Source organism: Comamonas sp. 7D-2, from assembly GCF_022749555.1.
Taxonomy (GTDB): Bacteria; Pseudomonadota; Gammaproteobacteria; order Burkholderiales; family Burkholderiaceae_C; genus Comamonas; species Comamonas thiooxydans.
The window spans coordinates 1,342,217-1,355,517 of record NZ_CP094238.1 but is presented as its reverse complement, the minus strand read 5'-3'; the positions used below and the strand labels follow the sequence as shown (position 1 = coordinate 1,355,517).

10 protein-coding genes are annotated in these 13,301 nt (G+C 63.2%); 7 read left to right on the top strand and 3 right to left on the bottom strand.

What is annotated here, in order from left to right:
* Nucleotides 1-33 precede the first annotated feature (33 nt).
* Genes parC through MPZ60_RS06130 form a run of 3 tightly spaced genes read right to left on the bottom strand, consistent with a single transcriptional unit; the run spans nt 34 to nt 5,356 of the window.
* Nucleotides 34-2,424, bottom strand: a complete 2,391-nt coding sequence (parC, locus tag MPZ60_RS06140) for a DNA topoisomerase IV subunit A (RefSeq protein WP_034359990.1) — start codon at nt 2,422-2,424, stop codon at nt 34-36.
* 40 nt (nt 2,425-2,464) lie between these two features.
* Nucleotides 2,465-3,331 (bottom strand): lytic transglycosylase domain-containing protein, encoded by an 867-nt coding sequence (locus MPZ60_RS06135; protein ID WP_034360062.1) that lies wholly within the window; start codon nt 3,329-3,331, stop codon nt 2,465-2,467.
* Nucleotides 3,332-3,385: 54 nt separating this feature from the next.
* On the bottom strand, nt 3,386-5,356 hold the full coding sequence (locus MPZ60_RS06130) for a DNA topoisomerase IV subunit B (protein ID WP_034359988.1): 1,971 nt from the start codon (nt 5,354-5,356) through the stop codon (nt 3,386-3,388).
* Nucleotides 5,357-5,773: 417 nt separating this feature from the next.
* Between MPZ60_RS06130 and MPZ60_RS06125 the strand changes: the two genes are divergently transcribed.
* From MPZ60_RS06125 to bamC, 7 genes are all read left to right on the top strand, one after another.
* Nucleotides 5,774-6,970 carry an MFS transporter gene (locus MPZ60_RS06125; RefSeq protein ID WP_034392076.1) on the top strand — a complete coding sequence of 399 codons (1,197 nt, stop codon included), beginning with the start codon at nt 5,774-5,776 and terminating at the stop codon, nt 6,968-6,970.
* Between the two features lie 16 nt (nt 6,971-6,986).
* Nucleotides 6,987-7,118: a hypothetical protein gene (locus tag MPZ60_RS25135; RefSeq protein ID WP_003057673.1), complete on the top strand. Its 132-nt coding sequence runs from the start codon at nt 6,987-6,989 to the stop codon at nt 7,116-7,118.
* 42 nt (nt 7,119-7,160) lie between these two features.
* Nucleotides 7,161-7,973, top strand: coding sequence for an SDR family oxidoreductase (locus tag MPZ60_RS06120; protein ID WP_034359984.1), 813 nt, complete (start codon nt 7,161-7,163; stop codon nt 7,971-7,973).
* A gap of 33 nt (nt 7,974-8,006) precedes the next feature.
* Nucleotides 8,007-8,642 (top strand): bifunctional 2-polyprenyl-6-hydroxyphenol methylase/3-demethylubiquinol 3-O-methyltransferase UbiG, encoded by a 636-nt coding sequence (locus MPZ60_RS06115; protein WP_052057714.1) that lies wholly within the window; start codon nt 8,007-8,009, stop codon nt 8,640-8,642.
* A gap of 35 nt (nt 8,643-8,677) precedes the next feature.
* Complete coding sequence (locus MPZ60_RS06110; protein ID WP_034359982.1) at nt 8,678-10,828, top strand: hypothetical protein; 2,151 nt, start codon at nt 8,678-8,680, stop codon at nt 10,826-10,828.
* A 298-nt stretch (nt 10,829-11,126) separates the two neighbouring features.
* Entirely contained in the window at nt 11,127-12,023 is an 897-nt protein-coding gene (dapA, locus tag MPZ60_RS06105; RefSeq protein WP_003064577.1) for a 4-hydroxy-tetrahydrodipicolinate synthase, read from the top strand.
* Between the two features lie 63 nt (nt 12,024-12,086).
* Nucleotides 12,087-13,199: an outer membrane protein assembly factor BamC gene (bamC, locus tag MPZ60_RS06100; RefSeq protein WP_034359980.1), complete on the top strand. Its 1,113-nt coding sequence runs from the start codon at nt 12,087-12,089 to the stop codon at nt 13,197-13,199.
* Nucleotides 13,200-13,301 lie beyond the last annotated feature (102 nt).

Genomic DNA, 13,301 nt, shown 5'->3' with positions numbered 1-13,301 from the left:
CTGACGCGGTTTTTTCATGGGCGTACTGATCACCTATTCCACACGCGTCACCGCCTGGGGCTTGAAGCCCAGGTCGGCAGCCTTGCCCTTGCGGCCGCGGTTGCCACGGGCGTTGTTGAGGCTGCGGATCTCCAGCGTCTCGGTCCGCGCCTTGCCGCCGCGCCCCACGCCATCCAGGCGGATGCTGCGCGTATAGGCGGCCGCGCCGGCCAGCTGATCCTTGTCTTCCAGGCTGATCAGCATCAGGCCGCGCCCGCCCTTGGGCATGGCCTTGAGCTCTGCGATCTCGAAGGTCAGAATGCGACCGCCCACCGAGGCGCAGATCACATGGCTGGCGGGGTTGAGCAAACCTGCTCCCTGCTCGCCGCCTTCCACATATTCGGCACGCGCATTCATGGGCACGCCATGCACCACCGAAGGTGCGCACAGGGTCTCGCCCTCGCCCAGCGTGACAAAGGCCTTGCCGGCCTTCTGGCGCGAGACCATATCGCCCACACTCGCCGTGAAGCCATAGGCGCCCGAGCCCGAGAGCAGCAGCTGTGTGCTTTCGCTGCCGGCAAAGTAGTACAGCAGCTGGGTACCGGCTTCGAGTTCGATCATCGTCGTCACGGGCTGGCCGTCGCCGCGTCCGCCCGGCAGGGCCGACACCGGCACCGAATAGACCCGGCCGTTGCTGCCAAAGGCCAGCAACTGATCGACGGTGCGGCACTCGAACGTGCCGTAGAGGCTGTCGCCTGCCTTGAAGCTCAGCGTGCCCGCATCCACGCCATGGCCTTGACGCGTGCGCACCCAGCCCTTTTCGGAAATGATCACGGTCGTGGGTTCATCCACCACCTTGACCTCGGCCACCACCTTTTTCTCCTCGTGGATCAGCGTGCGACGGGCATCGCCGAAGGTCTTGGCATCGGCCTCGATTTCCTTGCAGATCAGGCGGCGCATGGTCGCCTCGCTGCCCAGGATGTCTTCCAGCTTGCCCTGCTCGCTGCGCAGTTCCTTGAGCTCCTGCTCGATCTTGATGGCCTCCAGGCGCGCCAATTGACGCAGACGGATTTCAAGAATGTCCTCGGCCTGACGCTCGGAAAGATTGAAGGCGTCGATCAGGGCCTGCTTGGGTTCATCGCTGGCGCGGATGATGGCAATAACCTTGTCGATATTGAGCAGCACGGCCTGACGGCCTTCGAGGATGTGGATGCGATCCAGCACCTTCTCCAGCCGATGCTGGCTGCGTCGCGTCACGGTCTGGAAGCGGAAGGCAATCCACTCCTCCAGCATCTGGCGCAGCGACTTCTGCACCGGGCGACCATCGAGGCCGATGCTGGTCAGATTGATCGAGCTCGAAGACTCCAGGCTGGTGTGGGCCAGCAGCGCCGTGATCAGCTCCGACTGGGGAATCTTGCCGGTCTTGGGTTCGAACACGATGCGCACCGGCGCATCCTTGCTCGACTCGTCACGCACGCAGTCCAGCACGGCCAGCATGCTGGCCTTGAGCTGGGTCTGCTCCTGGCTCAGCGCCTTCTTGCCGGTCTTGACCTTGGGGTTGGTGATGTCCTCGATCTCTTCGAGCACCTTCTGGGCCGACACGCCGGGCGGCAGCTCGGTCACCACCAGCTGCCACTGGCCGCGTGCCAGCTCTTCGATCTTCCAGCGCGCACGCACCTTGAGACTGCCACGGCCCGTGCGATAGGCATCGGCAATATCGCTGCTCGATGAAATGATCTGGCCGCCGCCCGGATAGTCGGGGCCGGGAATCAGCGCCAGCAGCTCTTCCTCGGGCAGCTGCGGCTTCTTGATCAAGGCCACGCAGGCCGCCGCCACCTCGGGCAGATTGTGGCTCGGGATTTCCGTTGCCAGACCCACGGCAATGCCGCTGGCGCCATTGAGCAGCGAGAACGGCAGGCGCGCCGGAAGCTGCTTGGGCTCCTGGGTGCTGCCGTCGTAGTTGGGCACAAAGTCCACCGTGCCCATATCGATTTCGTCGAGCAGCAGGCCGGTGATCTTGGACAGGCGCGCCTCGGTGTAACGCATGGCCGCTGCGCCGTCGCCGTCGCGGCTGCCGAAGTTGCCCTGGCCGTCGACCAGCGGGTAGCGCTGGTTGAAGTCCTGGGCCATGCGCACCAGTGCGTCGTAGGCCGACTGGTCGCCGTGCGGGTGAAAGCGGCCCAGCACGTCGCCGACGACACGGGCGCTCTTGACCGGCTTGGCCGCCGTATTGCCATTCGGGCCGCTATAGCCCAGACCCATGCGGTCCATGGCATAGAGGATGCGGCGCTGCACGGGCTTGAGGCCATCGCTGACATCGGGCAGGGCACGGCCCTTGACCACCGACAAAGCGTATTCGAGATAGGCGCGCTGTGCGTATTGACCCAGGTCCAGTGCATCGCCAGCGGCTTGTTGAGACAAATCCAGTGTGGTTTGATCGCTCATGAATTCTTTGTGATTTTCCAAATTGCGCCGATCCGGCGACTCAAGGTATTTGCGCGTCCGCGGCCGCAGAGGCCGCGCCCGGCAGAGTCATGCGTATGCGGGAGCCGCCGCGGCCAGCCGAGCCGGCCGCAGCCAGCCGGCCGCTCAGGGGCCGGGCTGCCTGCAACTGCTCGTAGATGCCGGTGACGGCCTTGACGTAATTCATTGTTTCTTTGTAGGGCGGAATCGCCTTGCCGAATTTCTGCACCGCACCTTCGCCTGCGTTATAGGCGGCCAGCACCAGATCGAGCCGCCCCGGGAACAAGTCCATCAGATAGCTCAGATAGCGCGCGCCGGCAGGCACGTTCACGGCCGGGTCGGCCAGTTGCTGCTGCATGCTGCGCTTTTTGCTGGCCGACACGCCAAAGCGCTCTGCCGTGGCCGGCATCAGCTGCATCAGGCCGACAGCGCCCTTGGGCGAGACGGCCTGGGCATCAAAGCCGGACTCCACGGCGATCACGGCCTTGATCAGGTCGTAGTCCACGCCGGTTCTCTCGGCCGCTTTCTGCAGATGCGGCCTCACGCTCTTGTAGCGCGGCGAGACCTCGAAAAAGCTCTGCATGCGCGTGCGGGCGTTGAGCCCCTCGGCCGCCGAATCCTGCTTGAGCTGCAGACCCGGCTGGCTGCTGTCGTAGAGCTCGCCCTTGAAGAACAGCTTGTAGCGTTCGTCCAGCGCCTCGGCCGCAAAGTGCGTGACGCCGAATTCGTCGACATAGGCCCAGAGATCGGCATGCGCCGCCGGCGCCAGGGCCAGCCAGCCCGAGCCCGCCAGCAGGGCAGCTGCCACCGCACGTCGCAAGCGCACAGACGCGAACCCGCCGCGCGCGGGCGGCTGGCTGGGTGAGGCATCGAACATGGGCTTGTGCATGGCTGGCTCCATCGACCGCTAGTGAGCGCTAGTGCAGACGTTGGCAACGCCCGCCTAGATATCGACCTCCACGGCATCGCCATGCAGCTCCATCAGCTCGCGGCGGGCGGCGGCTTCGCCCTTGCCCATGAGCTTGGTGACCACGGCCTCCGACTGTGCAAAGTCCAGATTCATGAACTGCACCGGCAGCAGGCGACGCGTATCGGGGTTCAGCGTGGTTTCCCACAGCTGTTCGGCATTCATCTCGCCCAGGCCCTTGAAGCGGCTGACCTGGCATTTCTCGCGCGGCACGCCGTCCTTGGCGCATTTCTCGATGATGGCATCGAGCTCGCCCGCATCGAGCGCATAGACCTTGATGGCCGGCTTCTTGCCGCGCGCAGGCACATCCACGCGGAACAGCGGCGGCAGCGCCACATGGATGTGGCCGGCTTCGATGAGCTTGGGGAAATGCTTGAAGAACAGCGTCAGCAGCAGCACCTGGATGTGCGAGCCGTCCACGTCCGCGTCCGAGAGAATGCAGATCTTGCCGTAGCGCAGGCCGGACAGATCGGGCTCGTCATTGGGGCCATGCGGGTCCACGCCGATCGCCACCGAGATATCGTGGATTTCGTTGTTGGCGAACAGCCGGTCGCGGTCCACCTCCCAGGTGTTGAGCACCTTGCCGCGCAGCGGCAGGATGGCCTGGGTTTCCTTGTCGCGGCCCATCTTGGCGCTGCCGCCGGCAGAGTCGCCCTCGACCAGAAACACCTCGTTGACGGCTATGTCCTTGCTCTCGCAATCGGTCAGCTTGCCGGGCAGCACGGCCACGCCGCTGCCCTTGCGCTTTTCCACCTTCTGGCCGGCCTTCTGACGGGTCTGGGCGGCCTTGATGGCGATTTCGGCCAGCTTCTTGCCCCAGTCCACATGCTCGTTGAGCCACAGCTCCAGCGCCGGGCGCACAAAGCCCGAGACCAGACGCACGGCGTCGCGCGAGTTCAGGCGCTCCTTGATCTGGCCCTGGAACTGCGGGTCCAGCACCTTGGCATTGAGCACATAGCTGGCGCGCGCGAACACGTCGTCGGGCATAAGCTTGACGCCCTTGGGCAGCAGCGAGTGCATGTCGATGAAGGCCTTGACGGCCTGGAACAGGCCGTCGCGCAGGCCGCTGTCATGCGTGCCGCCCGCCGTGGTGGGAATCAAGTTGACATAGCTTTCGCGCAGCGGCGCGCCGTCCTCGGTGAAGGCCACGCACCAGGCCGCGCCCTCGCCTTCGGCAAAGCTGTCGTTGTTCTTGTCGGCAAAGCCCTCGCCTTCGAACAGGGGGATGACGGGCTCGCCATGCAGGCTCTGCGCCAGATAGTCGCGCAGACCGCCCTTGAACTGCCAGCTCTGGGTGTCGCGCGACTTTTCATTGATCAGCGAAACGGCCACGCCGGGCATGAGCACAGCCTTGCTGCGCAGCAGATGCACCAGCTCGCCCATGGGCAGGGCCGAGGATTCGAAGTATTTGGCATCGGGCCAGGCACGCACCGTCGTGCCCTGCTTGCGCTCGCCTGCCTGCAGAGGGCGCACCTTGAGCGGCTCGACCACATCGCCGCCCGAGAACACCAGCGTGGCCACCTGGCCGTCGCGATGCACCTGCACCTCCAGGCGCGTGGCCAGCGCATTCGTCACCGAGACGCCCACGCCATGCAAACCGCCAGAGAAGCTGTAGGCGCCGCCATTGCCCTTGTCGAACTTGCCGCCCGCGTGCAAACGCGTGAAGACCAGCTCCACCACGGGCGCCTTCTCCTCGGGGTGCAGGCCGAAGGGAATGCCGCGGCCGTCGTCCTCCACGCTGTAGGAGCCGTCGGCATGCATGGTGAACTTGATTTTCTTGCCGTAGCCGGCAAGCGCCTCGTCGGCCGCGTTGTCGATCACCTCCTGCAGGATGTGCAGGGGGTTGTCGGTGCGCGTATACATGCCGGGACGCTGTTTGACAGGCTCCAGACCCTTGAGAACGCGGATCGAGCCTTCGGAATATTCGTTGGACGGTTTGACTGCCATGGGGGCGGATTGTAGTGGCCTCTCCGGATGAGAGCTGGATAAATTCACAGTTGTTTACTCCCAATACTCTTGCACAAAGCCCGAACATCTGTCTTGGCAACGTGTTTTTACCGGGTCTTCATCGCTGCGGATACTCTTAAAACAATAGCATCTACCACATGCGATTCATACGTTATGTATAGTTTTAAATCCATATCCATTACATGGATTGCGCAAGGCGCTCACTTTTTCTTTCTTCCGCCCTGCTCCGGCTCCCGCGCCGCTGCTTGCCGGTCACGCATTCTGGCAGGCCAGCCTGCCACGCATGTGACGGCCTGCGCAGGCGCAAAACAGCTTGTTTCGTTAAAGTGGCAAGTTGACCGCCCCCAAGCCTTTTTTCGCACACACGGCATGACTACAAAGACAACTCAAGCCCCCATGTCCATGGCGCAGATTCTTCTGTGCGGTGGCGCCATCGTCACGCTCTCCATGGGCATACGCCACGGCTTCGGGCTGTGGCTGCAACCCATCACCCAGGAGATGGGCTGGACGCGCGAGAACTTTTCCCTGGCCATTGCCGTGCAGAACCTGTCCTGGGGCATCCTGGGCATCTTCGTCGGCATGCTGGCCGACCGCATCGGCGCCTTCAAGGTGCTGATCGGCGGCTCCATCCTCTATGCCCTGGGCCTGGCCGGCATGGCGCTGTCTCCCGATGCCACCGTGTTTTTGCTGACCGCCGGCGTGCTGATCGGCGCGGCCCAGGCCGGCACCACCTATGCCGTGATCTACGGCGTGCTGGGCCGGCAGATTCCCGTGGCGCGGCGCAGTTGGGCCATGGGTGTTGCAGCTGCTGCAGGATCGTTTGGCCAGTTCTTCATGGTGCCCGTGGAAGGCAAGCTGATCGCGCAGTTCGGCTGGTCCAATGCCTTGCTGATACTGGCGCTGTTCGCGCTGCTGATCGCCGCGCTGGCCTTCGGCCTGCGCGAGCCGGGCTTTGGCGGCAGCACGCCCATCAAGCGCGAGCAGACCGTGGGCCAGGCGCTCAGGGAAGCCTGGACCTACCCCAGCTTTCTGCTGCTGATGGCGGGCTACTTTGTCTGCGGCTTCCAGGTCATGTTCATCGGCGTGCACATGCCCAGCTATCTGAAGGACTTCGGCATGGCGCCCCATGTGGCCAGCTATTCGCTAGCACTGGTCGGCCTGTTCAATATCTTCGGTACCTATCTGGCCGGCAATCTGGGCCAGAAGCTGCCCAAGCGCTACCTGCTGTCGGGCATCTACGGTCTGCGCTCGGTGGCCACCGTGGCCTTTTTGCTGGCACCGCTGTCGCCCTGGTCGGTCTATGCCTTCTGCGCCGCCATGGGCTTTCTGTGGCTGTCCACCGTTCCGCTGACCAATGCCACCATCGCCCAGATCTTCGGCGTGCAGCATCTGTCCATGCTGGGCGGCTTTGTCTTTTTCAGCCACCAGATCGGCAGCTTCCTGGGCGTATGGCTGGGCGGCTATCTCTACGATATCAACGGCAACTACGATATGGTCTGGTACATCTCGATTGCCCTGGGCATTTTTGCCGCCATCGTCAACCTGCCCGTGCGCGAGGCAGCCATTGTGCGCCGCGCGCCCAGCGCCGCCTGATACCGGAGACACCACCATGCAGCTCAAACTCTGGCAACGCATCTCCATCTGGTGTGCCGTGCTCGTGCTGCTGCTGGCGGTGTTTGCCCTGTATCTGCAACCGGAATTCATGCTCACACTGGCAGACCAGGTCTGGGCCTGCTTCTGAGCTCTTGGGCAAGCTGCCCGGGCGGCATGGCCGGGAGAGAGCATGACCCGCATCATCATCACCGGAGCCTCGGACGGCATAGGCGCCGAAATGGCCCGACAGCTGGCACAAACCCATCAGAGCAGGCTGCAGCTGACGCTGGCCGCGCGCAATGCCGGCAATCTGCAAGCCGTGGCAGAGCAATGCCGGGCCCTGGGGGCGCAGGTGCTGACAGCTCCCACCGATGTGAGCGAAGAGGCCCAGTGCCGTGCGCTGATCGACGCAGCCGTGCAGCAGTTTGGCGGGCTGGACGCCCTGATCAACAATGCCGGGATCTCGGCCCATGCGCTCTTTGAACAGGTCAGCGCACAAGACCTGGGCTGGTATGAGAGATTGATGCGCATCAACCTCTGGGGCAGCGTCTGGTGCACCCATGCAGCGCTGCCGCACCTCAAGACCAGCCAGGGCTCCATCGTCGCCGTGTCTTCGCTGGCAGGACTGATAGGCGTGCCGGGCCGCACGGCCTACAGCGCCAGCAAGTTCGCCATGGCCGGCTTCTTCGAAGCCCTGCGCATCGAGCTCAAACCCGCCGGCGTGAGCGTGACCACGGCCTACCCCGGCGTGGTGGATACGCGCATCCGCTACCACGGCTACAACGCCAGAGGCGAGGCCGCAGGCGTCAGCGGCCTCAAGGAAGACGGCGCGATGACGGTGGCCGAATGCGCGCACCTCATACTCGACGGCATGAGGCGCCGCCAGCGCGAGGTGGTGATGACGGGCAAGGGCAAACTGGGTCGCTTCATCAAGCTGATCGCCCCGGGCATGGTGGAAGACATGGCCCTGGCCGCGCTCAAGGACGATGTGAAGCCGCACTGAGCTGGCGGCCTACATCTGACGCTGCGGCAGGCCATGCAGGAACAGGGCTGCGGGCACTGCTATAGTTTTCGCAAGATGACCAGCAACACCCAGCCTCCCACACTCACCGCCATTCCTGCGATTGCCGCCAGCCACTGCGCGCCGGCGCCCTCCGCCTGGATTGCCCGCTTTGCCCATCTGGTACGCCCGCAGGGCTCTGTGCTGGATCTGGCCTGCGGCATGGGCCGCCATACCCGTTTCCTCTCGGACTTGAATCACGCGTTGACCAGCGTGGACAAGGCGCCGGAAGCGACCCGGTCCGTGGCGGATATCGCCGAGACGATTACCGCCGACATCGAGAACAGTGCCTGGCCGCTGACGGGGCGCAGCTTTGATGGCGTGGTCGTCACCAACTATCTGTGGCGACCGCTGTGGCCGCTGATTCTGGCCAGCGTCAAGCCCGGCGGCGTGCTGCTCTACGAAACCTTCGCCCAGGGCAACGAGGCCTATGGCAAGCCCTCGCGCCCGGACTTTCTGCTGGCGCCAGCCGAGTTGCTGCAGGTCTGCGCAGGCTGGAACATCGTCGCCTACGAGCACGGCCTGCTGCACCAGCCCGAGCGCGTGGTTCAGCGCATTGCCGCCATCAGGCCCGGTGGCCCGGCCGCGCCTGCCGCATTGCTTCAAGCCTGACGCCCTTCTTCTGCATCCACATCTGCCCGACTGCCATGCCCGCCTACGCCCTGCTGCTTGCCCACGACGAACACCCCAGTCCCTCGACAGAGTGGCCCGCAGAGCCCGGCGGCAGCTGCGACGGCTGGGCCGAATGGTTCAGCAGCACACCGCTGCTGTTCAGCGTGCTGCTGGGCGATGCGCGGCATCTGCCCGAACTGGTTCCCTGCAGCGCCTACCAGGACAAGCAAAGCCTCTCGGCCCTGGCCGCCCCCATGGAGCAGGTCCGGGCCCGCTGGCAATGGCTGAGGAGCGTGATTGAGCCATTGCCCGCAAAAAGCCCTGCGCATTGGCCCGACTCCGTCAAGAAGCAATGGCAGCACATCGATCACACCATCAGCACCAGCACGCGCCAGTGGCTGCTGCTGGACTGCGCCACGCTATGTCCGCATGACTTTGACGAAGCGCAGTTCACAACCTTTTTGCAGGCCCAGCGCGAGCTATGCCGGCAATGGAGCTGCAGCGGCGGCGAGCTGCCCGAATCTCTGCAGGCCTTGAAGCGGGCGCCGCAATCCCATCTGGGATGGTGGAGCGATTCGGTCATTGCACGCACCGAGGTCATCGAGCAGGAAAGCGAAGAAGACTGGCCCGCCTGGCTGGCCGATCACTACGAGCCGCGCCACCATGGCGCCTGGGACGAAGCGACCGAAAGCTATTACGTCATGCCCAAGCTGCACCCGCGCACGGGCCTGAAACCACAGAACGAAGCCGAGCGCGACCACTGGCCCGTGGGCATGGTCACGCCCTATGGCCGCTGGCTTCAGCGCCCCTTGGAAGGCGCGAGCATGACTTTTGTCTCTGGCGAGCATCTGAGCGTGCACTATCCCGAGACCACGCCGGGCGAAGGCGCGAGGTCCGGCATCAAGGATTTGAACGGCATCTGGCTGGTATCGCCCTCCGAGGGCTATCGCGACGCCTATGCCGTCACGCCCCATGTGATGGCCTGCAGATCACCGAGGCAGGAAAACATGCAGGACCTGCGCAACCTGCCCGGCCTCGCGTTGCTGCACGAAGGGCTCAGCAGCATCGACTACAACGAGGAACAGGACGAATTAATCCGTGCCGAACAAGGCCCTTATGGCGACTCGCGCCAGCTGCTGCTCAAGCCCGACGGCCACCCTGTGTTTGATGCGGGCCGCTATGAGCACATCAACGACTTCAGCGCCAAGACAGACCTGGCCGTCGCCTGCATCCGGGAACCCTTTGTCAACGAGCAGGGCGAGCAGGAGTTCCGCATCCTCGAAGGCGTGATTGACATCCGCGGCCAGGAAATCATCCCCTGTCAGTTCAAGACCATAGAGCGCGGCTTCAGCAGCTCGCCCCCCAAGGTATTTCCCGGCCGCAAGCTGCTGGCCATCACCGAAAAAGGCGAGCCCCGCATCTTCAACACCAAAGGTAAGCTGCTGGCCGCCCCTGATATCTGGTGCCCGCCGCTGAACTGCAGTCCCAAGAAAAATGAACTGCTGAGCTTTATGGGCGAAGGGCCGGAGGCCGAACTGGTCATGTTCTCCATCCAGGATTTCAGCATCACCCGCACCGGAGAAACCTGGGAGGACTACCGTAACGCGCTGCGCGGCATGTTCAAGGGCCTGGGTGGCGACACCCCCGAAACCACGGCCATGACCCGCGCGGAACTGATAGAGGCAGAGGATGAGGCCTGGATGCAGGATATATCGCGCATCCTCTGCCTGAATGACGAAAGCCAGGCCGCAGAACTGCTTCAGCAATGGCGTGACTGCGTGGCGGCACCTGATCCTGACGACATGGGCTGGGACGAAGATGACGAGATCGACCCCGATGTCATGCATCTGCCCGCTGGTGAAAACGCGCTAACCCTGTACTGGGTGCATCTGCTTGCCGTTGCCGGTGAGTTCGCCCGCTTTGACTGGAAGGATGCCGATGGCATTGCGAACACGCACTGGCTGCCAGGCACTGATGACTGGCAATGGGACACGCCCGCTGACGGTGTTGAATCGGGCCTGGAGAACATGGCCGAACATCTGGCCGGCCGCCAGCTGGCCCTGATCAAGCTGGCCACCGATGACGACAGCCTGCGCGTGACCGTGGTGCGCTCGGCAGATGCCGAGGACTTCATGGAACGGCTGGCGCAGGCCCATATCAGCGCCTGGAACTACAGCGCGAACTGAAGCGATGCCGGCGGGGCTGAAACCACGGTCGCCAAGCCTGCATGCAGGCTTTGAGAAAAGCGGCCGGACCGCATGGTGCAAGACTTGCAAAGCCGCCAGATTGCAGCCATGCCGTCCGAAACAAAGCCACGATCAACGAACAATATGACGCACAGAAATTAAATATTTCGTCATTTCGTCATTTATCAACAACACTTCGACAAAAACAGAGTTTTGCTAGACACTGTTGATGGCAAACCACTGCCTGCACCCTGTCCCTGTTTGTAGAATTCATTTTTACCGTTTTCTGATTGCGGATATGACATCACCCTCCGTTGCTCTCACTGGCAGCATTGTTGCCCTCATTACGCCCATGCTCGAAGACGGTAGCGTCGACTACCCGTCGCTGCGCAAACTCATCGACTGGCATGTGGCCGAAGGCACCAACTGCATCGGTGTGGTCGGCACCACTGGTGAATCGCCCACCGTGAATGTCGAAGAGCATTGCGAAATCATTCGTGTCGCCGTGGAACAGGCCGCCGGCCGCGTCTCCATCATGGCCGGCTGCGGTGCCAACAGCACCCACGAAGCCATCGAGCTGGCCAAGTACGCCAAGAAGGTGGGCGCCGACAGCCAGCTGCAGGTCGTTCCCTACTACAACAAGCCCACACAGGAAGGCCAGTACCAGCACTTCAAGGCCATCGCCGAAGCCACTGGCGACCTGCCCGTGGTTCTGTACAACGTGCCCGGCCGCTCGGTTGCGGACATGCAGCATGACACCGTGCTGCGCCTGGCCCAGATCCCCGGCATCATCGGCATCAAGGAAGCCACCGGCAACATCGAGCGTGCTCAATGGCTGATCCGTGACGTGCCTGCCGGCTTCGGCGTCTACTCCGGCGACGACCCCACCGCCGTGGCACTGATGCTGTGCGGCGGCCACGGCAACATCAGCGTGACGGCCAACGTCGCTCCCCGCCTGATGAGCGAGCTGTGCAAGGCCGCCATGGCCGGCGATACCAAGCGCGCCATGGAAATCCAGTTCAAGCTCATGCCCCTGCACAAGAGTCTGTTTGTCGAAGCCAATCCCATTCCCGTGAAATGGGCAGCAGCCCGCATGGGTTTGTGCGGCCCCGCCATGCGCCTGCCCATGACGCCGCTGAGCGAGCAATGCGAAGCAGTTGTTGAGGATGCTCTGCGTAAAGTTGGCGTACTCTGATCGAGTTGCGCTAAGCTAGCGGTTTTTCGCACATAGCTTGAACGCTACCCAAGGACAATCCGCGTGAAACAACAAACAGCACGTTTGAGCCTGCTCAGCATCGCGCTGGGCCTGTCTGCCTGCACGACCACGTTCCAAGAGACCAAGATCGACTACAAGAGCGCGGGCAAGAATCAAGCTCCCTCTCTTGAAGTCCCTCCGGATCTGACGCAGCTGTCGCAAGACTCGCGCTATACCGTCCCTGGTGGCGTGGTATCCGCTGCTGCCATGCAGGCCAATGCCAAGGCCGCCAAGCCTGCCGACAACAACACCGCAGCCAACAAGATTGGCGACGTCCGCATCGAGCGCGACGGTGCCGAGCATTGGCTCGTGGTTGATCGTGCAGCCGACAAGCTCTGGGAGCCCACTCGCGACTTCTGGCTGGAAAACGGCTTCATCTATGCGATGGAAGACCGCCAGTTGGGCATTCTCGAGACCGACTGGGCCGAAAACCGCGCCAAGCTGCCTCAGGACATCATCCGAAAAAGCCTGGGCAAGGTGTTCGATTCGCTCTACTCCACCAGCGAGCGCGACAAGTTCCGCACCCGCCTGGAGCGCGAGCCCGATGGCAAGACCCGCATCTATGTCACCCACCGTGGCATGCAGGAGGTCTACACCAGCGAGCGCAAGGACAACACCATCTGGCAACCGCGTCCTCGCGATCCCGAACTGGAAACCGAATTCCTGCGCCGCATCATGGTCAAGCTGGGTGTGAGCGAAGAGCAGGCCTCTGCCGTTGCCAAGGCGGACAAGTCTGCAGCCACCACCTCGACCAGCGCACGCATGGACACCATCAACGGTGTGCCCACGCTGCAGCTGGAAGAAGGCTTTGAGCGCGCATGGCGCCGCGTTGGCGTGGCACTGGACCGCACCGGCTTCACCGTGGAAGACCGCGACCGCAGCCGCGGCCTCTACTACGTGCGCTACGTGGACCCGAACGCCAAGCCTGAGTCCAAGGGCTTCTTCAGCAAGATCTTCAGCCAGGGCAAGGAAGCTGCCGCGCCTCAGAAGTATCAGATCCAGGTCAAGGGTGACGGCAACAAGTCCCAGGTCAGCGTGCTCAATGAGCAAGGCCAGCCGGACAACTCCGCCAACGGCCAGCGCATCGTGCGCATCATCACCGATGATCTGAAGTAAAGAGCGCTGCCCCCATGCAAAAGCCACCGGACTGCGCTCTGGTGGCTTTTTTCATGTCCGAACGAATCGAACTTCGGCTTGGGGGCTGCAATGCTCATGGCG